This window comes from Nocardioides hwasunensis (assembly GCF_014779665.1).
Classification (GTDB): domain Bacteria; phylum Actinomycetota; class Actinomycetes; order Propionibacteriales; family Nocardioidaceae; genus Nocardioides; species Nocardioides hwasunensis.
The window spans coordinates 51,833-72,963 of record NZ_JACXYY010000007.1; the positions used below are offsets into that span (position 1 = coordinate 51,833).

At 71.3% G+C, this 21,131-nt stretch carries 19 protein-coding genes; 4 read left to right on the plus strand and 15 right to left on the minus strand.

What is annotated here, in order from left to right; translation table 11 throughout:
- Position 1: 1 nt before the first annotated feature.
- The 4 genes from IEZ25_RS16635 to IEZ25_RS16645 all read right to left on the minus strand — a co-directional run bounded on the left by IEZ25_RS16635 (position 2) and on the right by IEZ25_RS16645 (position 4,874).
- On the minus strand, positions 2–2,443 hold the full coding sequence (locus IEZ25_RS16635; RefSeq protein ID WP_191200583.1) for an immune inhibitor A domain-containing protein: 2,442 nt from the start codon (positions 2,441–2,443) through the stop codon (positions 2–4).
- A gap of 181 nt (positions 2,444–2,624) precedes the next feature.
- Complete coding sequence (locus tag IEZ25_RS21905; protein ID WP_263575242.1) at positions 2,625–3,386, minus strand: alanine:cation symporter family protein; 762 nt, start codon at positions 3,384–3,386, stop codon at positions 2,625–2,627.
- Positions 3,350–4,186, minus strand: coding sequence for an alanine:cation symporter family protein (locus IEZ25_RS21910; protein WP_263575243.1), 837 nt, complete (start codon positions 4,184–4,186; stop codon positions 3,350–3,352). The genes IEZ25_RS21905 and IEZ25_RS21910 overlap by 37 nt, the downstream gene beginning before the upstream one ends.
- A 97-nt stretch (positions 4,187–4,283) precedes the next feature.
- Positions 4,284–4,874 carry a DinB family protein gene (locus tag IEZ25_RS16645; RefSeq protein ID WP_191200584.1) on the minus strand — a complete coding sequence of 197 codons (591 nt, stop codon included), beginning with the start codon at positions 4,872–4,874 and terminating at the stop codon, positions 4,284–4,286.
- A 119-nt stretch (positions 4,875–4,993) separates the two neighbouring features.
- On the opposite strand from IEZ25_RS16645, the gene IEZ25_RS16650 reads away from it, so the two are divergent.
- The gene (locus IEZ25_RS16650) at positions 4,994–5,443 is read left to right on the plus strand and encodes an MOSC domain-containing protein (RefSeq protein WP_318152284.1); all 450 of its coding nucleotides are present in this window, start codon (positions 4,994–4,996) and stop codon (positions 5,441–5,443) included.
- 100 nt (positions 5,444–5,543) lie between these two features.
- Here IEZ25_RS16650 and IEZ25_RS16655 read toward each other — a convergent pair whose 3' ends face one another.
- The 3 genes from IEZ25_RS16655 to IEZ25_RS16665 all read right to left on the minus strand — a co-directional run bounded on the left by IEZ25_RS16655 (position 5,544) and on the right by IEZ25_RS16665 (position 8,693).
- Complete coding sequence (locus IEZ25_RS16655; protein WP_191200586.1) at positions 5,544–5,906, minus strand: bleomycin resistance protein; 363 nt, start codon at positions 5,904–5,906, stop codon at positions 5,544–5,546.
- Positions 5,907–5,976: 70 nt separating this feature from the next.
- Positions 5,977–8,232: a catalase/peroxidase HPI gene (gene katG, locus IEZ25_RS16660; protein WP_397184214.1), complete on the minus strand. Its 2,256-nt coding sequence runs from the start codon at positions 8,230–8,232 to the stop codon at positions 5,977–5,979.
- An 11-nt stretch (positions 8,233–8,243) separates the two neighbouring features.
- The gene (locus IEZ25_RS16665) at positions 8,244–8,693 is read right to left on the minus strand and encodes a Fur family transcriptional regulator (RefSeq protein ID WP_191200587.1); all 450 of its coding nucleotides are present in this window, start codon (positions 8,691–8,693) and stop codon (positions 8,244–8,246) included.
- A 111-nt stretch (positions 8,694–8,804) separates the two neighbouring features.
- Here IEZ25_RS16665 and IEZ25_RS16670 point away from each other — a divergent pair, with 111 nt between their 5' ends.
- Complete coding sequence (locus IEZ25_RS16670) at positions 8,805–10,523, plus strand: BCCT family transporter (RefSeq protein WP_318152285.1); 1,719 nt, start codon at positions 8,805–8,807, stop codon at positions 10,521–10,523.
- Between the two features lie 4 nt (positions 10,524–10,527).
- On the opposite strand, the gene IEZ25_RS16675 is transcribed toward IEZ25_RS16670, so the two are convergent.
- From IEZ25_RS16675 to IEZ25_RS16695, 5 genes are all read right to left on the minus strand, one after another.
- Complete coding sequence (locus IEZ25_RS16675; RefSeq protein ID WP_191200588.1) at positions 10,528–11,490, minus strand: SDR family NAD(P)-dependent oxidoreductase; 963 nt, start codon at positions 11,488–11,490, stop codon at positions 10,528–10,530.
- A gap of 4 nt (positions 11,491–11,494) precedes the next feature.
- The gene (locus IEZ25_RS16680; RefSeq protein WP_191200589.1) at positions 11,495–12,364 is read right to left on the minus strand and encodes an aldo/keto reductase; all 870 of its coding nucleotides are present in this window, start codon (positions 12,362–12,364) and stop codon (positions 11,495–11,497) included.
- Positions 12,365–12,737: 373 nt separating this feature from the next.
- On the minus strand, positions 12,738–13,316 hold the full coding sequence (locus IEZ25_RS16685; protein WP_191200590.1) for a TMEM165/GDT1 family protein: 579 nt from the start codon (positions 13,314–13,316) through the stop codon (positions 12,738–12,740).
- A gap of 270 nt (positions 13,317–13,586) precedes the next feature.
- Positions 13,587–14,030: a BLUF domain-containing protein gene (locus tag IEZ25_RS16690; RefSeq protein WP_191200591.1), complete on the minus strand. Its 444-nt coding sequence runs from the start codon at positions 14,028–14,030 to the stop codon at positions 13,587–13,589.
- Between the two features lie 72 nt (positions 14,031–14,102).
- A complete protein-coding gene (locus IEZ25_RS16695; RefSeq protein WP_191200592.1) occupies positions 14,103–14,414 on the minus strand; it encodes a hypothetical protein in 312 nt (103 codons plus the stop codon).
- A 122-nt stretch (positions 14,415–14,536) separates the two neighbouring features.
- Between IEZ25_RS16695 and IEZ25_RS16700 the strand changes: the two genes are divergently transcribed.
- On the plus strand, positions 14,537–14,899 hold the full coding sequence (locus tag IEZ25_RS16700) for an MmcQ/YjbR family DNA-binding protein (RefSeq protein WP_191200593.1): 363 nt from the start codon (positions 14,537–14,539) through the stop codon (positions 14,897–14,899).
- 24 nt (positions 14,900–14,923) lie between these two features.
- Here IEZ25_RS16700 and IEZ25_RS16705 read toward each other — a convergent pair whose 3' ends face one another.
- Positions 14,924–17,422: a 5'-nucleotidase C-terminal domain-containing protein gene (locus IEZ25_RS16705; RefSeq protein WP_191200594.1), complete on the minus strand. Its 2,499-nt coding sequence runs from the start codon at positions 17,420–17,422 to the stop codon at positions 14,924–14,926.
- Positions 17,423–17,680: 258 nt separating this feature from the next.
- On the opposite strand from IEZ25_RS16705, the gene IEZ25_RS16710 reads away from it, so the two are divergent.
- The gene (locus IEZ25_RS16710; protein ID WP_191200595.1) at positions 17,681–19,852 is read left to right on the plus strand and encodes an acyltransferase family protein; all 2,172 of its coding nucleotides are present in this window, start codon (positions 17,681–17,683) and stop codon (positions 19,850–19,852) included.
- A gap of 35 nt (positions 19,853–19,887) precedes the next feature.
- On the opposite strand, the gene IEZ25_RS16715 is transcribed toward IEZ25_RS16710, so the two are convergent.
- Positions 19,888–20,637: a lipoate--protein ligase family protein gene (locus IEZ25_RS16715; protein WP_191200596.1), complete on the minus strand. Its 750-nt coding sequence runs from the start codon at positions 20,635–20,637 to the stop codon at positions 19,888–19,890.
- Positions 20,638–20,812: 175 nt separating this feature from the next.
- Entirely contained in the window at positions 20,813–21,106 is a 294-nt protein-coding gene (locus IEZ25_RS21590) for a hypothetical protein (RefSeq protein ID WP_224749176.1), read from the minus strand.
- Positions 21,107–21,131: the final 25 nt, after the last annotated feature.

Sequence of the window (21,131 nt, forward strand, 5' to 3'; positions counted from 1 at the left end):
GTCACCGGACCCGGATCCGCATGCTGGTGCCGTCCTGCGAGAGCACCTCGATCTTGACGCCGACCCCGGCCACCTTCACCCCGACCCGGGGCAGACCCGCGTCGGCGAACGGCTGGAAGTAGCGGTTCACGTCACTGTCGTCGAACAGCGGGTTGGCCGCCCGGCCCCGGATGTAGCTCTTCCGGCCACCGGCCGTCAGGTAGAACGAGTCGGACGTCTGCAGGCCGAAGGGCGCGTCGTAGTTCTGGATGCGCCCACGCCACGCCTGGCCCTGCAGGTTGTAGTGAACGTAGGGGTTGGCGTCGACCGGCAGCACCAGACCGCCACCGGGGTGCTGGCTGGTGTTGTTGTCGCTGTAGGACGAGTCCCAGTAGTTGACGAGCAGGCCGTCCTGGTAGGGGAACTTCTCCACGAAGTCGGGCCGGTCCGGGAAGCTGAAGTTGTAGGGACCGGTCTGGAGGTACTTGTCGTAGGAGACGTAGGAGCGGTTGCTGGCCAGGTAGAACTGGTCGTTCGTGGTGTCGAAGCTGGCACCCACCGACGAGAAGCCGTCGAGCGTCCAGCCGTTGGGCGAGGTCTCCGCGCCGTCGGCGAAGGCCGTGGCCCCACCGTTGGTCACCGAGATGTCGTCCACGAGCAGACCCGACCAGCCGAGGTCGGGGTCCTGTCCCTGCACGGCACCGTCGGTGACGTAGCGGGCCCGGAAGCCGACGGTCTGACCGGCGTAGGCCGACAGGTCGAAGGTGGCGTCGACGTAGCCGTCGCTCACGCCGTCGATCGCCGGCTCGGCCGCAGCGTCGGTGTCGGGGTCGATGGCGGACGTGTCGAGCGCCGTCCAGGTGCCGGAGCCCGCAGGCGCCTCCACCTCGAGGAACCCGAAGTCGTAGTCCTCCTCGATGTTCCACGCCGCCTTCAGCGACAGGGTCGTGGTGCCGGTGGCCGGCACGGCCAGGTCGGCCCGGGACATGGAGGCGGAGTAGCCGTCACCCGCGCCGGAGTACCACTGCTTGGTGCCCTCGGGCGGAGTCGGCAGGGTCGTGGTCGTCACCTTGTCGGGCAGCACCACCGCGACGCCCTGGGCCTTGCTGGTGTTGTACTCGTGGGGGCCGAGGTCGATCGTGCGGTCCTGACCCGCGACCACGGTCTCGTAGTCGAGCCAGCCGAGCTGCAGCTTGTCCCACACGCCGAGGTCGGCGGCACGGGTGCCGATGCCCTGGTCGCCGGTGGCCGACACGCGGCTCTGCGCCATCAGCGTCCACCAGCTGACCGGGTTGTCACCCGAGGCGGCGGTGTCGTAGTGGTCGGGCAGGCCGAGGTCGTGGCCGTACTCGTGCGCGACGACCGAGATGCCGCCGTTCTCCGGCTGGATCGTGTAGTCGGCGACCCAGATGCCGGTGCTGCCGATCTGCGTGCCGCCGTCGAGGTTGTTGGCCGGACCCTGGGTGCCGATCCGGTCCTGGAAGGCCTTCCAGCGGTGGCTCCAGATGGCGTCCTCGCCGTAGATCGGGTCACCGTCGGCCTGGTCGCCGCCGGCGTGGATGATCTGGAAGCGGTCGATGTAGCCGTCGGGCTCGTTGAAGTTGCCGTCACCGTCGAAGTCGTAGCGGTCGACGAGGTCGTACTTGGAGACGATCTTCTTGATCTGCGCGTCGGTCTTGCCGGCCGCCTTCTGGTCGGCGACCCACTGCGTCATGGCGTCCTCGACGAGGTTCCACGTGTTCGAGCAGACGTTGCTGGCGCACGGGTAGCCGTCGCTGCGGCCGTAGCGCGCCTGGTTGTAGGGGACGGTCACGACGTTGGTGACCATGCCGTCGACGCTGTAGCGGCCCGAGGACTGGCGCTCGTAGTAGCTCTTCAGGGAGTCCTTGAGCTCGCCGTCACCGAAGTAGAGGTCCTGGTAGTACTTCTTGTTGAAGTTCTTGCGCCACTGCGTCGAGTTGTCGTCGGGACCCGGCTTCGGGATCTCGTTGAACCCCGGCCCGTCGAACTTCACCGGGCCCGGGGTCGCGGGACTGGTGTCGCGGTCGGGGTAGTCGGGGTGGCGCTGGGTGCCGAAGTCGACGAGCAGCACGAAGACCTCGTCGGTGCGCTCGTTGCCGAGCTCGACGTACTGGTCCTGCGTGCCGGTCTTCTTGCCGGCCTTGCCCCGGGCGTTCGCGGTGGCGCGCGTGGCCGCCTTCGGCTTCTTGCCGGTCTTGAGCACCGTCGTGCCGTTGATGGTCTGCGGCGTCGCCTCGCCGCTCAGCACTTCGGCCCACGCCTGCTGACGCAGGGCCTGCTGCTTCTCCGCCTGCGGGTTGGGCAGCACGTGCTCGACGTTGGTCGTCTGCGCCTCCCCGGCGCTGCGGTTGTCGGCCGCGGGTGCGGCGGCTGAGGGAGCGAGGGTGAATGCTCCTGCTCCGGCGATCAGGGCCAGCGAAAGCCCAAGGGTCGTGGATCTCACGAGGTCTTCCTTTCCGAGAGACAGGAAGGCGGGCTGGATCAGCCACGACGACTCCCTGCCCTGTGGACACTAGGCGGACCTTGCGCGGCTTGACCAGACCCCCCGACTGGGTAAATCAGGGAAGGCCTGACGAGGCGACACTGCGACCCGCGGTCCCCGGCGACACCCCGGTGCGGCCCGATCAGGTGGTGGAGCGCTCGTCGACCGGTACCTCCTGGATCGTGCCGTTGCGGCGGCCTTCGCGGAACGACCGCAGCTCGTCGCGGACCTTCGGCAGGAGGATGTAGCACGCCAGCAGGTTGACGATGGCGCAGACGAAGAGCATCGCGTCGGCGAAGTCGATGACCGAGGTGAAGGTGATGACGCAGCCGAGCACGGTGAAGAGGCAGAAGACGACCTTGAAGACCGCCTCGCTCCTGGGTGAGCGGCCGAACAGCTCGGTCCAGGCCTTCATCGTGTAGTAGGACCAGGTGATCAACGTCGAGAACGCGAAGAGGGCGACCGCCACGGCGAGCAGCACCGGGAACTGCGGCAGGAAGGTCTCGAAGGCCCGAGACGTCACCACCACGCCGTCCGGCGTGGGTCCGCCGCCGGCCACGACCTCACGCTGCTCGGCGTAGTAGGGCGCGTCCGCGATGACGATGGTCAGTGCGGTGAGCGTGCAGATGATGACCGTGTCGATGAAGGGCTCGAGCAGGGCCACGAAGCCTTCGCTGACGGGGTGCTTGGTCTTGACCGCGGCATGGGCGATGGGAGCCGACCCCACGCCCGCCTCGTTGGAGAACGCGGCACGCTGGAAGCCGATGATGAGCACCCCGAGCGCGCCACCAGCGACTCCTTCGGGAGCGAAGGCTCCGGAGACGATCTCCCCGAACGCCGCAGGGACGTTGACGATGTTGCCGACGATCACCAGCAGGCAGGTGGCGAGGTAGAGGAACGCCATGACCGGCACCAGCCGGACGTCACCTGGGCGATCGAGGTGATCCCACCGAGGATGACCGCGCCGACCAGTGCGGCCAGGACGATGCCGAAGACGAGCGCCGATCCGGACGAGCCGAGGAACCCGTCGTCCCCACCGGTCACCTCCCGCGCCTGGGCGAAGGTCTGGTTGGCCTGGAACATGTTGCCGCCGACGGCACCGAACAAGAACAGCGCGACCGCGAAGACCAGCGTCAGCACGCGCGACACGCCCCCTCCGAAGCGCTCGAACGCGATCGGGAGGTAGCGGAACGGACCACCCGTCACGCTGCCGTCCTCGTGGACCTCGCGGTACTTCACACCGAGCGTGCACTCGACGAACTTGGTGCACATGCCGAAGAGACCGGCGACGATCATCCAGAACGTCGCACCGGGTCCACCGATCGTCACGGCCGCGCCGACGCCGGCGATGTTGCCGAGGCCCACCGTGCCGGAGACCGCCGACGACAGCGCCTGGAAGTGGGTCACCTCACCTGGGTCGCTCGCTCGGGAGAACTTGCCCCGGACCAGGTCCAGGCTCGTGCGCCACGAGACGAACTGGATGCCCTTGAAGTAGATCGTGAAGATGATCGCCGCCGCCACGAGCCAGAGCACGATCAGCGGGAACTCGGTGCCAGCGATGGACGGCGCGAAGAAGATCACGGAGGTGACGGCCGCGGCGACCGGGTCGAAGGCGGAGTTGATCGCGTCCTCGATCCTGGCCAGCCACCCCCACTCGCCGTCCGTGGCCTTCGGCGTCAGCAGGGCGGCGGCGCGGTGAGGCATCGACAGATGCAATCAACGATCGGGTCGGGTCTCAACCCGACCAAAGTCGGGTGCACGGGGTCCGTTGGTCCCGGGTCGCCAGCCTGCTCAGCCCAGCTCAGAACCGCTCGGCGACCTGCCGCAGCCGCTCGACGTACGCCGCCCAGTCGACGGGGGGCATGTTGGTCGCCGACACCTTCATGCCGGCGGCGCCGTCGATGCCCTCGCGCAGGATGTCGGCGTGGCCGGCGTGCCGCGTCGTGTCGGACACGACGTGCACGATGATCCGGGCGAGCGAGACCTCCCGTCGCTCCGCGGGCCACCACGGCACCGAGCCGACGGCCTCGAGCGGCAGGGCGTCGATGGTCTCGTCGCTGAACGCGGCGACGTCACGGTAGAAGTCGGCCACCTCCGCCGCCGAGACCTCCGCCGGCACCCACCAGTCGGCCTGCGGGTCGGCGTCGTAGTCGGCGTCGTCGACCACGAGCGGGTGGTCCGGCGCGGTCCACTCCCGGCCGAAGGTCACCCCGAAGTAGCTGATCTCCACGTTGGCGACGTGGCGCACGATGCCGAGCAGGTTGGTGCCCGTCGGCGTGCGCGGCAGCCGCAGGTCGCGCTCGCCGAGCCCCTCGAGCTTCCACAGCAGCGCGTCCCGCGCCTCCTGGAGGTAGACGTGGAGCGCGGTCTTGGTGTCGCGGAGATCGGTCATCGCTCGATCATGGCCCTCGGGCCGGGCTGGAGTCACCGGATATCCGGTGACCACCCCGCTTCGCACCCGAGATCTGGGGGGCGAAGCGGGAGTTCCGGGTGCGAAGTACGGTCGGCGGCGTGAACTCCCGCGTGCTCTCGATCCACGTCGCTCCCGGGCGGCGGCTCCCGACGAAGTCGGTGGAGCAGGTCGAGGCGGAGGCGGGCGTCGGGCTGGTCGGCGACCGCTACCACGGCTCGAAGCACCGGCACGTCACCGTGCAGGTGCGCGACGACCTCGAGGCCGCGGCCGAGGTCTTGGGGCGACCGGTCGACCCGGGCCTCACCCGGCGCAACATCACCCTCGACCACGGACCGCTCCCCACCCGCCCCGGCGAGCGCCTGCGGATCGCCGACGTCGAGCTGGAGGTCGTTCGCATCGCGGCGCCCTGTCGGCTGCTCGACGACGACCTCGGCCCGGGGGCGATGCAGGCGCTGAGGTCCCCCCGCGGCGGCACCGTCTTCCGGCTGCTGTCCTCGGGCACCATCCGGGTCGGCGACGAGGCCGTCGTCCCGCCCGCGACGTCATGAGCCCTGGCTGCGTGGACAGCCGGACGCCAGGACGTCCGACGGGGACGTCATGGCCGACGGCGGCCCGAACGACCGGTCGCCATGACGTTCGCGCGCAGGCTCAGGGGTTCTGCACGAGCCGCAGCAGATTGCCGTCGAGGTCGATGAGGTAGCCGATCCGCATCCCGGAGTCCTCGACCCGCGGCGGGTGGAGGCGCGGCCAGCCGAGGTGCGTCTCGGGGAGGCCGGCGGCCACGCAGGCGGCGTACAGCGCGTCCAGGTCGTCGACGCGCAGGCAGCAGCTCGCGGCCGTGGACGCGGGGTCCGTGGACGGGTCCGCGAAGAACTCCATCACCAGCGAGCCGCGCTGGAGGATGAGCCAGCCCGGGTCGCGGTACGTCGCCTCGAACCCGAGCGCGGCGTAGAAGTCGACCGTCGCGTCGTAGTCGCGCGACGGCAGGTTGGGGGTGGCGTGGTCGACCATGTCCCCACGGTAGGACGCACGGCGGCCCGGACCCACGAGGGATCCGGGCCGCCGCAGGGACGGGCGGGCGTCAGGCCTTGACGTCGTACCTGTCGTTGTCCATGACCTTGACCCACGCGGCGACGAAGTCGTGCACGAACTTCTCCTCCGCACCGTCCTGGGCGTAGACCTCCGCGACCGCGCGCAGCTCGGAGTTCGACGCGAAGACCAGGTCGGCACGCGTGCCCGTCCAGGCGTTGCCGCCCGTGCTGGCCTCGAAGCGGTCGTTGGAGCCCGCGGGCGCCCACACCGTGCCGAGGTCGAGCAGGTTGACGAAGAAGTCGTTGGTCAGCTGGCCGGGACGCTCGGTGAGCACGCCGTCGGTGGACGCCGCGGTGTTGGCACCGAGCACGCGCAGGCCGCCGACCAGGACGGTCAGCTCGGGCGCGCTGAGGTTGAGCAGGTTGCCCTTGTCGACGAGGAGGTACTCCGCCGGCAGCTTGGCGTCGGACCGCACGAAGTTGCGGAAGCCGTCGGCCTTCGGCTCGAGCCAGGCGAACGACTCGACGTCGGTCTGCTCCTGGGTCGCGTCGCCACGGCCCGGGGTGAACGGCACCTCGACCGTCACGCCCGCGGCGGCAGCGGCCTGCTCGACGCCGACGTTGCCCGCGAGGACGACGGTGTCGGCGAAGCTGATGTCGTTGCGCTCGGCGATGCCCTCGAGCACCGAGACCACACCGGCGAGCTGCTGCGGGTCGTTGACCTCCCAGCTGCGCTGCGGCTCGAGGCGGATGCGACCGCCGTTGGCACCACCGCGCTTGTCGGAGTGACGGTACGACGACGCGGCGGCCCAGGCGGTCGACACCAGCTGGCTCACGCTGAGGCCGGCGTCGGCCACCTGCTGCTTGACCGTCGCGATCGTCTCGTCGGAGACGGTGTGCGCCGGAGCCGGGATGGGGTCCTGCCAGAGCAGCTCCTCCGAGGGGACCTCGGGGCCGAGGTAGCGCGTGACCGGGCCCATGTCGCGGTGGGTCAGCTTGAACCAGGCGCGGGCGAAGGCGTCGGCGAACTCGGCGGGGTTGTCCAGGAAGCGGCGAGAGATCGCCTCGTAGGCCGGGTCCATCCGCAGCGCGAGGTCGGTGGTGAGCATCGTCGGCTTGCGCTTGGCGCCACCCTCGTCGGGCGCGGGGATGATCGCCTCGGAGTCCTTGGCGACCCACTGCGAGGCACCGGCGGGCGACTTCTCGAGCTCCCACTCGTGCTCGAAGAGGATCTCGAAGAAGCGGTTGCTCCACTGGGTCGGGACGTCGGTCCAGGTGACCTCGAGCCCCGAGGTGATGGCGTCCTTGCCGACGCCGGAGCCGTAGGTCGAGAGCCAGCCCATGCCGCCGGTCTCGATCGGCGCACCCTCCGGCTCGGGGCCGACGTGCTGCTCGGGGTCGGCCGCACCGTGGGTCTTGCCGAAGGTGTGGCCCCCGGCGATCAGGGCGACGGTCTCCTCGTCGTTCATCGCCATCCGGCCGAACGTGTCGCGGATGTCGTGCGCGGCGAGGACCGGGTCGGGGTTGCCCTCCGGGCCCTCGGGGTTGACGTAGATCAGGCCCATCTGGACCGCAGCCAGCGGGTTCTCCAGCTCGCGGTCACCGGAGTAGCGCTGCTCGCCGCCCCGGTCGCCGCCGAGCCACTCGGTCTCAGGGCCCCAGTAGACGTCGTCGTCGGGCTCCCACGCGTCGACACGGCCGCCGGCGAAGCCGAAGGTCTCGAAGCCCATGTCCTCGAGCGCGACGTTGCCGGTCAGGATCATCAGGTCGGCCCATGACAGCGCGTTGCCGTACTTCTTCTTCACCGGCCACAGCAGGCGGCGGGCCTTGTCGAGGTTGCCGTTGTCGGGCCAGGAGTTGAGGGGGGCGAAGCGCTGCTGGCCGGTGCCGCCGCCGCCCCGGCCGTCCTGGACGCGGTAGGTGCCGGCGCTGTGCCAGGCCATGCGGATCATCAGCGGGCCGTAGTGGCCGAAGTCGGCGGGCCACCAGTCCTGGCTGTCCTTGAGGACCGCGGCGATGTCGGACTTCACCGCGCCGAGGTCGAGGGTCGCGAACGCGGCGGCGTAGTCGAACTCCTCGCCGAGCGGGTTCAGCACGGGCTGGTTCTTGGCGAGGATCTTGAGGTTGAGCCGCTCGGGCCACCAGACCTGGTTGGCGTCGCCCTCGGTGGGCCGCGGCTGGTGGTGGATGACCGGGCACTTGCCGGCGCCGGCCTCCTCGTTCATCTCGCCGACCTCGGCGTTGGCGTGGTTCGACTCGGAGGTGTCGGTGGCGCGTGCGGAGTCGTTGGGCAGCTCGTCGGACATGGGGGATCCTCTCAGTGGGTGCTGGCAGCAGACGTGGACGTGGCAGTGGGAGCGCAGGAGGGGCACAGGCCCCAGTAGGTGACCTCGGCCTCGTCGATGACGAAGCCCCGGCTGTCGGAGGCGTCGAGGCAGGGCCGGTGGCCGACCGCGCAGTCGACGTCGGCGACCGTGCCGCACGAGCGGCACACGACGTGGTGGTGGTTGTCGCCGACCCGGAGCTCGTAGCGCGCGACCGACCCGGCTGGCTGGATCCGCCGGACGATGCCGTGCTCGGAGAGCACGCCGAGCACGTCGTAGACGGCCTGGTGGGAGACGGCCGGCTCCTCGGTGCGGACGGCGGCGAGGAGGCTTCCGGTGTCGGCGTGCGGGTGACGGCGCACGGCGCGCAGGACGGCGAGGCGCGGGCGGGTGACCCGCAGGTCGGCGCTGCGGAGCAGGCCCTCGAAGTCACTGTCGTCCATTCCCACCACCCTGCACCCCAGACTTGAACGAGTCAAGTTAGAAGTCCCGGTCGTCCTGTGGAAGGGTCGTCGACTCCTCGGACCCCTCGATCCACCCGACGAAAGGGAGCTGTGACCACTTCGACCGACCAACCGCCCGCACCGCCACTCGAGGCCGACGACCCCGTGCAGCTGGGGTTGCGCCCCGACTCCGCCATCACCGCACCCCGGGTGTTCTGGCCGGCGGCGGGGATCCTGCTCGTGTTCGTCGCGCTGGCCGTGGCCCTGCCCAAGCGTCTCGGTGACACGCTGGACTCGCTCAACGGGACGATCATCGGCGACCTCGGCTGGTTCTACGTGCTGCTGGTGAGCGCCTGCATCGGCTTCTCGCTGTGGATCGCCTTCTCGCCGATGGGCAACGTGGTGCTCGGCAAGGACGACGAGGACGCCGACTTCGGGCTCAAGACCTGGTTCTCGATGCTCTTCGCCGCCGGGATGGGCATCGGGCTGGTGTTCTGGGGCGTCGCCGAGCCGCTCAACCACTACGCCTCGCCGCCGCCCGGCACCGCCGACGGGGACGCCGCGGCCGCCCGTGCGGCGATGGACACGACCTTCCTGCACTGGGGCTTGCACGCCTGGGGCATCTACGTCGTCGTGGGGCTCGCCGTGGCGTACGCCGTGCACCGCAAGGGCCGGCCGGTCTCGATCCGGTGGGCACTCGAGCCGATCTTCGGCGACCGCGTCCGGGGACGCCTCGGCGACGTCATCGACGTGATCGCCGTCGTGGGCACGCTGTTCGGCGTGGCCACCTCGCTCGGCTTCGGGGTCAGCCAGATCGGCGCCGGCCTGGCCTACCTCGGTGTCGTCGACGAGGCCAGCACCACCTTGAAGGTCGCCCTGATCATCGGCATCACCGCGATCGCCATCGTCTCGGTGGTCTCCGGCATCGACAAGGGCATCAAGTGGCTCTCCAACATCAACATGGGCATGGCCGCCGTCTTCCTACTCGTCGTCGCGGTGGTCGGCCCCACGGTGTTCATCCTCGGCGACTTCGTGCAGCAGCTCGGCTCCTACCTGCGCAACTTCTTCGACCTGTCGTTCCGCACGATGACCTTCCAGGGCGACGAGGGCAGCACCTGGCTGGCCGGCTGGACGACGTTCTACTGGGGCTGGTGGATGAGCTGGGCGCCCTTCGTCGGCGTCTTCATCGCCCGGATCTCCCGTGGTCGCACGGTGCGCGAGTTCGTCACCGGCGTGCTGCTCGTGCCCACCCTCGTCACCTTCCTGTGGTTCTCGGTGATGGGCGGCTCCGCGATCTACCGCGAGATGTTCGGCTCGGGCGGGCTCGTCGGCGAGGACGGCGCGGTGTCCACGGACGCCGCGCTCTTCCAGCTGATCGACGGCCTGCCCGCCTCGGGCCTGCTCAGCGTCGTCGCGATGTTGCTGGTGGTCATCTTCTTCGTCACCAGCTCCGACTCGGGCTCGTTCGTCGTCGACATGCTCGCCAGCGGCGGCGACCCGGAGCCGCCGGTGTGGAGCCGCGTCTTCTGGGGTGTCCTCGAGGGTGTCATCGCCGCGACCCTGCTGGTCGCCGGTGCGGTGAGTGGGGGCGACGCGCTCGGTGCGCTGCAGACGATGGCGATCCTGCTGGCGCTGCCGTTCAGCCTGGTGATGATCGGGATGATGGTCGCCACCGCCAAGGCGCTGATGCACGAGAACTGGCTCAACCAGCGCGCCGAACGCCGGCTGCTCGCCGCCGAGGTCGCAGGCGAGATCGCCCGCGTCAGCGGCACCGTCCCCGAGCCGATCCGCGACGACCGCCGTCGGAAGCGACCGTCCAGCGGGACCTGAGCCGTCAGGTGAGGTCGGCCGCGTCCCGGAGCCACGTCCAGGCCCGGGACCGGTCGCCCTCGCTGGCCCGCGTCGTCGGCAGGAGGGACGTCGGCCGCTCGGCGCGGTCGTGCCAGAAGCGGCCGGTCGGCGGCGCTGGCTCGACCGCCGCCAGCCAGACGCTGGTGTCGGCGCCCTGGGCGTCGTCGCGCAGCACCGGTCGGGTGATCCTGCGGAATGTCGGCAGCGACTCCTGCACGCCGGGGGTGTCGGCCCATCCGGGGTGCATCGTCGCCACGGTGATGCCGTCCGCGCCCCAGCGCTCGCCGAGCACCGGTGCCATCTCGACCTGCCACCGCTTGGAGCGGGCGTACGACGTCGTCGGCGAGTAGTCGCCGGTCGTGTAACCCGGGTCGTCGGCCCGCAGCGGCTGGCCGTACATCCCGCCGCTGCTGACCAGCACCACCCGCCCACCGGCCAACGGCCCGCGCAGCGCCTCGGTCATCACGACCGGACCGACGAGGTGGACGGCCATGCTGAGCTCGAGGCCCTGCGGGGACTCAGTCCGTTCGGGCGGCATCACGCCCGCGTTGTGCACCACCGCGTGGAGATCAGGGACCTCGGCCGCGAAGTCGGACGCGAAGCGGCGTACGTCGTCGAGGTCGGCCACGTCGCAGCGCCAGAGCCGCAGCTCGGTGCCGGGGTGCGCGGCCCACAGCCGGTCGGCGACCCCGGCTCCCTTGGCCTCGTCGCGCACCAGCATGTGCACGGTCGCGCCCAGTCCGGCGAGGCCCTCGACGGTTGCGACGCCCAGCCCGGAGCTGGCGCCGGTGACGAGGACGTGGCGACCCTCGAGCGAGCGCGGCAGGGGGTCGGGCGGCCAGCCCGGCAGCGCGCGCCGCACCGCCAGGCCGATCGTCGTGTAGCCGAGGACCAGCGACCGGTCCATGGCGGCGTCGACCAGCCTGACGGGCAGCGGACGGCTCATCGGATCAGCTCGCGTCGAGTCGCTCGACCTCGTCGGCGCTCAGCTCGATCTCTGCCGCCGCCGCGGAGTCGGTGATCGAGGAGGGCCGCTTGGCGCCGGGGATCGGGATGACCACGGGCGACTGGGCGAGCTCCCAGGCCAGCGCCACCTGCTGGGCGCTGACCCCGCGGGCCGCGGCGATCTCGGCGAAGGCGGGGTGCTTGTGGGCGAGCTCCTTGGCGTCGGACAGGCCACCGAGCGGGCTCCACGGGAGGAAGGCCAGGCCGAGCTCCTCGCAGACGTCGATCTCCGGCTTGCTGGAGCGGAACTTCGGGCTGAACTGGTTCTGCACGCTGACCAGCTTCTCGCCCAGCACCGCGTGGGCGGCGCGGATCTGCTCGGGGTTCGCGTTGGACAGCCCGACGTGCGCGACCTTGCCGCTGTCGGCGATCTCCTTGATGGTGCCGATGACCTCGTCGTAGGGCACCTTCGGGTCGGGACGGTGGTGCTGCCACAGCGAGAGCTGGTCGACGCCGATCCGCCGGAGGCTGTCGTCGACGGCCGCGCGGAGGTGGTCGGCCGAGCTGTCGGTGTCCCACCCGCCGCCGTCGGTGCGGACGTGGCCGCCCTTGGTGGCGAGGAAGACCTGGTCGCGGACGCCGAGCTCGTCGAGGATCGAGACGATCAGTCGCTCGTTCTCGCCCTGGGCGCCGGCCCCCTTCTCGTCGCCGGGGCCGTAGGCGTCGGCGGTGTCGAAGAGGGTGACGCCGGCCTCGAGCGCGGCGGAGACGGTGTCGATGAGCTGCTGGCGCGGCTGGGCGCCGGTCTGGTCGAAGGTCATCAGGCCGAGGCCGATGGCCCCCACCTGCTGGTTGCCGAGGGTGCGAGTCTGCATGGTCTCGACCCTACGACCCGCGCCCCACCGGCGTACGCCCTCGCGGGTGGGGCCGGCCGGGTCCGGGTCCGGGGGCTGCACGGGCGCGGATGCCGTGGACACGTGTCCGCGGAGTTGTCCTCGGATCTGCTGATCCGGGGCGACATCTCGGACACGTGTCCGCGGAGTTGTCCTGGCATTGCGCGGTCAGGGGCGACATCTCGGACACGTGTCCGCCGGGTTGTCGGACGTACGACCCCGCGACCCGAGCTCCCACACGTGTCCGCGGAATTGCCCTCGGATCGGCCGATCCGGGGCGACATCTCGGACACGTGTCCATACAAGGAGCCGGGCGACCGGGCGACCGGGGGACCGGGCGACCGGGCGATCGCGGTCAGGCGGTCGCGCCCTGCCAGATCAGCAGGATGCCGAAGACGACGAACGCGGCGGTGGCGAAGTAGCGCACGGCCTTCTCGGGCAGCTGGCGACCGAGCAGCGCGCCGACCACGATCGCGAGGGCGTCGGCGGCGACCATGCCGATGGTCGAGCCGATCCAGGTCCCGAACCAGCCCTCGTGCGTGGCCAGGGTGATCGTCGCGAGCATGGTCTTGTCGCCGAGCTCGGCGAGGAAGAACGCCACGCCGACGGCCAGGATCGCCTTGCCCTGGCTCTTGCGGGCCTTGTCGGCCTCCTCCTCGGTGAGCTCGTCGCCGCGCAGGGTCCAGGCGGCGAAGCCCAGGAAGGCAATGCCGGCGACGATGTTGATCGTGCCCTGGTAGTCGGCGAAGGCGCTGCCGATGGCCGCACCGATGCCGACCGAGGCGAGGTGCACGATCGCGGTGGCGATCGTCAGGCCGATGAGCACGTCACGCGGCCGGTAGCGGGTGGCGAACGTCATCGCCATGAGCTGTGACTTGTCGCCGAGCTCAGCGACGAAGATGACGACGGTGCTGATGAGCAGTGCGTCCCACATGGGGGTTTCCTCTCCGGCCCGGCCGGAGGATGGTCCCGGGGAGTGGGACGTGCCTTCGACCAGGCACGTCCATGAGCTTCAGGGTCGTGGTGCTGGTCGAAAGTCTCGTCCGCCACCTATTGGTGGCCCGATGCGCCGGACCCGGAGAGGATCAGTGTGTCGACGCACCTGTTGGGGACTACTCCCTTTCGACGCCAACCCTAGGGGAGGTGTGGTCGCGGGGTCGAACCACGCCGGCCGTGATCTGGCCCACGCCGGGTGCGGGGTCGCTCAGACGGCGTTGAGCCGGAAGGTCTCCAGGAGGCCGAACGCCGCGACGGCGTGGGCGCTGAGGTCCTCGCCCACCGACTCGCGGGCGAAGGCGCTGAAGTCCTGCAGCTCGGCGACCTCGCGGCTGCTCACGTTGCGGAAGCCCATCGACCACGTCGAGAACGCCCGCTCGTCGACGTACCTCCGGTCCACGACCTGCATGCCGGTGTGGCGCGGGTCGGCGGCGATGACGTCGAGCAGCTCGCCGACGACGTCCGCATCCCCTTCGAGGGTCTGCATCACCGTGCCGCCGCTGTAGAGCAGCAGGCCCGTGACACCCAGTCGCGCGTTCTTGGGGCGGATCTGCTCGATCAGCTCGACCAGCTGCCCGACGGACATCAGGTGGGTCGCGGAGCTGGTGTAGGTGAGCGTGAGGACGCTGCCGTCGAGGTCGTCTCTGTTCATGGCGTCATCGATCGTAGACGGGGCCTGGACACGTCGACACACCCAGAAGGTGGTCGGTGGACCATGCGGTCGTCAGTCCAGGTCGATCGTGCCGACCCACCGTTCGCCAGGGTCGCCACCCCAGGCGTCCCACGCCACGCGTCCGGGCGAGGGGAACCCCTCGGTGCCGTTCTTGAACCCTTCGGCGTCCTTGTCGACGGAGTGGCGGGCGAAGTAGGCCTGCATCTTCTGCACCACCTCGTCGCTCACCTCCTTGCCGTCGGCGAGCTGGGAGGCGCGGCGACGACCGGTGTCGGTGAACCCCTTGCCTGCCTTCCCGTCCTCGATCCAGCGCATCGCTCGCTGCGCCGCCTGCTGCACGTCCTGCGGGGGCTGGTGGCCCATCCGTCGCCTCCTCGTCTCCGGACGACCGACGTTATGACGCCCGGTGACGCCACGCCTCACCCCGCGGCGGGTGACCGGTCACCCCGGTCGGCGCATAATCCAGACGAGGGAAGGAGGCGCCCGTGGCCGTGGTCGACGACGTGTTGCCGCTCGGGTCCTCCCTGGACCGCTCGTACGTCGTGCGGGTGCAGGGCCGGCGCAAGTTCCGGGTCGGCTCGATCGTCTACGTCGCCTTCTCGCCGCACGAGACCGTGATGGGTTTCGCCTTCCCGAAGGAGGAGCGTGCCGCTCTGGTCGCGAGCGACCCCCGGTTCCAGCTGCCCGATCCCTCCGACCTGCGCTTCAACTGGGTGCACGCGACCCTCGCCGAGCTCGACGCGCTCGAAGCCCGCGAGCTCGTCGTGGATGCGTGGCGGATGGTCGTCCCGCAGCGGCTCTCGCGCGCCTGGGACCAGGCTCACCCCGACGGTCCCGGGCCCGGCTGAGCCACGCCTGACGAACCCGACCGATCAGCGGGCGACGGCTCGGATCCTCATCGTGCGCGACACCGAGAGCGTGCTCGCGTCACCGACGTAGCGGATGGTGACCTTGCTGGTGCCGGCCTCTCGGAAGACCGGGAGCCGGAGGGTGACCTTGCCCCGTCGCAGGGTGCGGGTGACGGTCTTCGTGCCGACCCTCACCCTGACCTTGCCGGTCGGCCTGGCAGACGAGCCGGCGCCGGAGGTGGCGACCGAGACGACGAGGCGCGCCCTGGTCTTGCGGGCGAGGACCTTGCCCGGGCGGACCTTGACCTTCAGCCGCGACGCGGCCTTCGTCGGCGCCGCCTGGGACGGCGGGAGGTAGGGCGCGGTCACGACCGGCGGGGCGGGGGTCGGGCCCGGCGTGGGGTCCGGCGTCGGGCTCGGCGTGGGGTCCGGTGTCGGCGCGACGGGCGCCGCAGTGACCACGATCGGCTGCTGGACCGTGGTGCCGGTGGTGTCGCCGACGATCCGCACGGTCGTCCGCCCGGCGGCCAGGTCGACCGGCAAGGTGGCGCGGACCGTGACCCGGCCGTGCAGGTCGCTCGGGTCGTCGGCGCGGGTGTTGTCGACCGGGAAGGAGCCGATCGATCGTCGGCCGACCGTCACCGTGACTGCGGAGTCGACCGGGTCGGAGGCCGCGGAGTAGGACCAGGAGGCCAGGTCGACGGCGTACGTCGTGCCGGCGACGTAGGAGGTCGGCGCGCCGCCGGGCACGTGGACGTCGACCGCGGCCTGGGCGCGCGGGACCGCGAGCACCGCGGCGGCCGACCGGTCGCCGAGGTAGGCGGTGAGCGCGGAGACCGTGGTGCCCTCGGGCGTACGGCGCCCGGTGCCCTTCGCGAGCTCGTGGAAGTTGTCGCCACCGGCGGCCAGCGACGCGCCCGCGGTGACGGAGTAGGTGCCGGTCGGCACGATGGCGACGCCGTCGAGCCACATGCCGGTGATCCGGTCGTCCAGCGGGCGGGTGGCGTCCTGGGTCCAGGTGAACCCGGCCGACGCGCCGAGACGCACGAACGTGCGGGTCGGGGCGGGACCGCTGGTGCCTGCGCGCTGCCACTGCTGCTCGAGGACGGTCTTGAGCTGCGCGCCGGTGAGGCGCATGTTGACCAGGCCCTCGGCGGCCACCACGCTCGCCGCCTCGGCGTAGGTCACCGAGGTGCCGGCGGGCGCGAGGTCGCTCTGCAGCGCGGTGGGGCTGGCCAGCGCGATGCGGGCGGTGCCGGCCGTGGACGTGCGGGTGGCCCAGCGCTGGGCGTCGGCGACGAGGTGGCCGAGGGTGGACTCGCCTCCAGGGTTGGCGGTGGTGCCGTTGGCCAGCGTGGCTCGGCGCGCGGGTCCGGAGAGACGCCCGAGCTCGACGCCCGGCACGACCTGGATGTCGCGGAAGTCGACCTGGGGCGCGGCGGTGCGGTTCTCGAGGCCGACGAACCCACCCATGGCGGCCGCGCGGTCGACGGTGTTGACCACCGTGTCGTTGAGCAGGACCCGGATCCGCTGCGGCGTCACCTGGACGGCGAAGCGGTTCCACTGGCCGGCGGGCTTGACCGCCGTGGCGAGCGCCGTCGCGTCCGCGGCCTGCGAGAAGGCGCCGGAGCGCACCGTGGCGCTGTCGTCGGCGCCGATCATGACCTGGTAGCCACCGGTCGGGGTGGCTGCGTTGTTGCTGGTCGAGCCGACGTAGATGCTCGACGAGGCCTCGGACGTGCCCCGGCGCCAGTCGGCGCGCAGCGTGTAGGGGCCGGCCATCTGCGCCGGCGAGACGCTGGTCCAGGTGGTGCCGGCGCCGCGGAAGCCGCGCAGCGTGCAGTCGGCCTGCCGGCCGAACCCGCCACCGCCGGCCTTGCGCCACTGGTCGAAGGAGGCGAACGTGCCGTCGAAGAGCGCGGCGGCACCCGGCGCCGTCGGGGTCGCCGCGCAGAGGTCGGGAGCGGTGCCGCCGATCTGCACCGCGTCGAAGTTGAGGCGGCAGGTCTCCTGGTTCGTCCCGGAGGTGGCGCGCGCACAGTCGACGGCGATCGTGTTGTCGCCCGCCACGAGGGTGATGTCGGCAGCACGCACGAACCGCCACGTCTCCCAGTCGCCCGTCGAGGGGAACTGCACCTGCTGTCGCGCGCCGTTGGTGATCAGGCCCATGGTGCGGGGCTCGGGCTCGGCCGGGGACAGCACGCCGGCGGCGTAGCGGATCCAGACGGGATAGGTGCCGGCCTGGGCGGCCGTCACGCCGTTGACCTGCATCGTCGAGCGCATCCCGGCCTCGCGGAAGGTGTAGGACCCGGTGCCGGAGAAGTTGCCGTGCTCACCGGAGTTCAGGGCCGGGCCACCCGCCGTGACGCCGGACTCCACCTCGAGGACCAGCGGGAAGCTCACCGCCGCCGATGCCGGCTGGGAGACCGCGAGAGCGCCGACGACGCCGAGGGCGAGTGAGACCACCACCGTCGAGGTGCGGCGGGCGACGCGGCGCAGGCGGGTGGCGGCGGGCTGGGTCACGGCGATGCTCCTTGCGAGAACGGGCTGTGACGCATGCCACAGACGCGGTCGGAGATTACGCTCCTGAGTTCACATTGTCGAACGTGATTCCACATCTCGGAACACAGACCATCTGTATGGGGTCTGGCGGTCTTCGGTTCACATGTGTGATCCGTCGCCCGGCCTGGTCCCATGCCCGGGTGGTCACCCACGAATCGGAGGCACACCCACGCCGTGGCTAGGGTGACCCGGACCTGCACGACGTCCCCGAGGTTCCCTGTGCCCCCCGCACCCACCCACCGGACCGACCCGACGACGGTCGCCCGCCGTGGTTTCCGCGACGACATCCAGGGCATGCGTGCCCTGGCGGTGCTGGGGATCCTGGTCTTCCACGCCGGCCTGGCGCCCTACCCGGGCGGCTTCGTCACGCTCGACGTGTTCTTCGTGCTCTCCGGGTTCTTGATCACGACCCTGCTGCTGCGCGAGGTGGCCAGGTCCGGCTCGATCGACCTCGTCGCCTTCTACGTCCGCCGAGCGCGCCGCATCCTGCCCGCCGCGACGGTCGCGATCACCGGCACCGTCGTGGCGTCCTACCTGTGGCTGCACCCGCTGGACGCCCGCGACGCAGCCGTGGACGGCGTGTGGGCTGCCCTGTTCGGCGCGAACATCCGGTTCGCGATCGAGGAGACCGACTACTTCACCCAGTCCGACGCACCCTCGCCGCTGCAGCACTTCTGGTCGCTGTCGGTCGAGGAGCAGTTCTACCTGGTGATGCCGGTGGCGCTGCTGGTCGCGGTCGTGGTCGCCGTACGCCTGGCCCGCCGACGAGCAGGTCGGGTCGCGGACGAGACCCGCGCCCGCACCACCGGCATCGTGGTCGTGCTGGCCCTGGCGACGGCGGTGAGCCTCGCCTGGTCGGTGCACGCCTCCACCGCCTCGCCGGAGAGCGCCTACTTCTCGACGTTCACCCGGGTGTGGGAGTTCGGCGCCGGCTCGCTCCTCGCGCTCGCGGCGCCCTGGCTGGCACGTCGGCTCACGCCGCTGCTGCGCAACCTCGTCGCGGTCGGCGGGCTCGGGCTGATCGTGGTCGCGATGTTCACCATCACCACCGACTCGCCGTTCCCGGGCTTGCTGGCGCTGATGCCGGTGGTCGGCACCTGCCTGGTGATCCTCGCCGGCACCGGCCTGGACGACACCCCGCTGCCGCTCGCCCAGCGCGCGCTCGGGGTGCGCCCGCTGCGGGTCATCGGTGACGCCTCCTACTCCCTCTACCTGTGGCACTGGCCGGTCCTCGTCATCGCCGAGCAGCGGCTGCAGCGCGAGCTGACGACGCTCGACCTCGCGGTCGCGCTCACGGTCACGGTCGTCATGACGTGGGCGTCGTACCGCTTCGTCGAGACGCCGTTCCGCAAGGTGGGCACGTCCGGCGGGTCGAGGCCGCGGCCGCGCGGGATGCTGCTCTACCCGGCGGCGGTGTCCGTCGCCGTGGTCTGCTGCCTCGCCGCGACCCACCTCGTCGACCGCCAGCTCACGGGCGACGAGGAAGCCATCGCGGTGACCGACTACGACACCGGCATCGACGGCTCCAAGCTGTCCGACGACCCGGCGGTCGCCCTCGTGCAGGCCTCGGTGCGCGCCGCCGTCGCGGGCCGCGCGATCCCGAGCGACCTGCGCCCCGCGCTCACCGAGCTGAAGGAGGACCGGGCCGACCTGGGCGAGTGTGAATACGTCGGCACGCCGAAGAAGCTCTGCCTGCGGGGCGACCCCGACGGCGACAAGACGCTGGTGGTGCTGGGCAACTCCCACGGCCGGCACTGGATCCCCGCGCTCGACAAGATCACGGAGAAGGCCGGCTGGAAGGCCTACTACCTCGTGAAGTCGCAGTGCACGCCCGTCCGCGTGCAGATGGTGCGTGGCGGGCAGGACTCGCCGTGGCAGGGCTGCCTCGACTTCAACGCCTGGGCCGAGGACCAGATGCGCGAGCTCGCTCCCGATCTCGTCATCGTGTCGACCTCGGGCACTCCCAACGTCGAGGTCGACGGCGAGGTCGTCCGCGACACCGACGGCGTGGTGGCCGAGCTCGGCGACGGCTTCGCCCGGCTCTTCGACGACCTCGCCCCGATCGCCGGTCGTGTCGTCCTGCTCGAGGACGTGCCGCGCCGGCGCCTGTCCCCCGAGCGCTGCCTGCCCGAGCGCGACTCCGACCTCGGCACCTGCCTCAGCGGAACCACGAACCGGGCCGACGCGATCGCGCGGCTGAGCATCGAGAAGGCCGAGGACGCCGGCGTCGACGTCGTGCCGACGCGGCAGTGGTTCTGCGACGACGGCAAGTGCCCTGCGGTCATCAAGGACATGGTCCCCCAGCGCGACGAGGGCCACGTCACCACGACGTACGCCCGGTGGCTGAGCACGCCGCTCGGCCGCGCGTTGGGCCTACTGCCGTCTGGGTAGTCCAGTGGCGAACGGCTGTCCCGGGGGGTAGTCCGTCAGCCCGGCGTGGCGCGCTGGCCGGGCTCGAGGTCGAGCGCGAGGTCGCGGGTCCCCTCGTCGAGCTCGGCCGGGGTGGCACCGTCGATGCCCCATGCGCGGGCGACGGCGGTGTGCACGTCGTTCGTCGCGACGTCGGGGTCCTCCTCGCGCACGGAGCCGACCGAGGAGGCGTCGAAGGGCAGCTCGAGGTGGGCGTGCACGTCGGTGAGCACCTCCCGCAGCCGCGGCGCGTCGTCCACCACGAGCAGCGAGCTGAACAGCCAGGCGTCCTTCACGACCCGCTGGGCGGTGCCGACCAGCTTGACGACGCCGCGGGCGTTGACGCTGTGGGCGCCCGGGCAGTACTCGCCCGGCACCGGCCCCACACCGGCCTCGATCCCGAGACCGCCGAGGGCGCCGGCCATGAGCTCGCCGTAGGCCTGGAAGCGCCGGTCCATGGCGCCGACCGCCTGTGGCTCGTGGCGTACGACGTCGAGGACCAGCGCGTTGCCGGTGTAGGCGACGACCCGCCCCCCGACGGCGCGGACCGCGGTGTCGAACCCCGCGTCCTGCGCCGCCTGCACCGCGGCGGCGTACCCGGGCAGGCGGGTGTCGCGGCGACCGAAGACCACGGCCGGAGCAGCGGGCCGGTAGAGGTGCACGGCCGCCCGGATCGCTCCCTGTGAGGCCCGCCGCAGCAGTGCGTGCGCGACGGCCAGCTCGCCCGACTCGCTCGCGGTCAGCGGCCCGAGGAACACCGTGCTCATGCGGCGATCCTCTCGCGCCCACCAGGACGCACCGCCCGCGCCCCGGCCCTCCCACGACCCTGGCGGCGTACGACATCGACTCGAGGCAGCCGGATGTCGTGTGCCGCCACCCTCGGTGCTGGTGTGCGGTCGCGGCGCCGCCGGGGGTGGTTCAGCGCCGCGACCGCGTCGGGGGTCACTCCGCGGGAGCGACGGGGGTGGTGCGCCGGGGACGCCCGAGGGCCCAGCCGGCCAGCAGGGCCGCGACGGGCACGGCGGCCAGCCCCGTGCTCAGCGCCGTGCTGCCTCCGGTGACGAACAGCGCCGTGACGGACTGCACCTCCGAGGACGTCGACGGTGAGTGGTGGGCGGGGTGGACCGTGGCAAGCCGGCGCGGCAGCGGGCCCCGGCCGGCGAGGACGAACTGGTAGCGCGCCATGACGTTGTGGAAGGACTGCACGCAGGCGAAGAGGCTGCTGAGCAGGAGCACGTTGACGACGGCGCGGCCGCCCCAC

What these genes read in the sequence shown, in the direction of transcription:
- IEZ25_RS21905 (WP_263575242.1), bottom strand. Translation starts at nt 3,386, where the DNA reads ATGGCGTTCCTCTACCTCGCCACCTGCCTGCTGGTGATCGTCGGCAAC.
- IEZ25_RS21910 (WP_263575243.1), bottom strand. Translation starts at nt 4,186, where the DNA reads ATGCCTCACCGCGCCGCCGCCCTGCTGACGCCGAAGGCCACGGACGGC.
- IEZ25_RS16645 (WP_191200584.1), bottom strand. Translation starts at nt 4,874, where the DNA reads ATGACCGATCTCCGCGACACCAAGACCGCGCTCCACGTCTACCTCCAG.
- IEZ25_RS16655 (WP_191200586.1), bottom strand. Translation starts at nt 5,906, where the DNA reads ATGGTCGACCACGCCACCCCCAACCTGCCGTCGCGCGACTACGACGCG.
- katG (WP_397184214.1), bottom strand. Translation starts at nt 8,232, where the DNA reads ATGTCCGACGAGCTGCCCAACGACTCCGCACGCGCCACCGACACCTCC.
- IEZ25_RS16665 (WP_191200587.1), bottom strand. Translation starts at nt 8,693, where the DNA reads ATGGACGACAGTGACTTCGAGGGCCTGCTCCGCAGCGCCGACCTGCGG.
- IEZ25_RS16675 (WP_191200588.1), bottom strand. Translation starts at nt 11,490, where the DNA reads ATGAGCCGTCCGCTGCCCGTCAGGCTGGTCGACGCCGCCATGGACCGG.
- IEZ25_RS16680 (WP_191200589.1), bottom strand. Translation starts at nt 12,364, where the DNA reads ATGCAGACTCGCACCCTCGGCAACCAGCAGGTGGGGGCCATCGGCCTC.
- IEZ25_RS16685 (WP_191200590.1), bottom strand. Translation starts at nt 13,316, where the DNA reads ATGTGGGACGCACTGCTCATCAGCACCGTCGTCATCTTCGTCGCTGAG.
- IEZ25_RS16690 (WP_191200591.1), bottom strand. Translation starts at nt 14,030, where the DNA reads ATGAACAGAGACGACCTCGACGGCAGCGTCCTCACGCTCACCTACACC.
- IEZ25_RS16695 (WP_191200592.1), bottom strand. Translation starts at nt 14,414, where the DNA reads ATGGGCCACCAGCCCCCGCAGGACGTGCAGCAGGCGGCGCAGCGAGCG.
- IEZ25_RS16715 (WP_191200596.1), bottom strand. Translation starts at nt 20,637, where the DNA reads ATGAGCACGGTGTTCCTCGGGCCGCTGACCGCGAGCGAGTCGGGCGAG.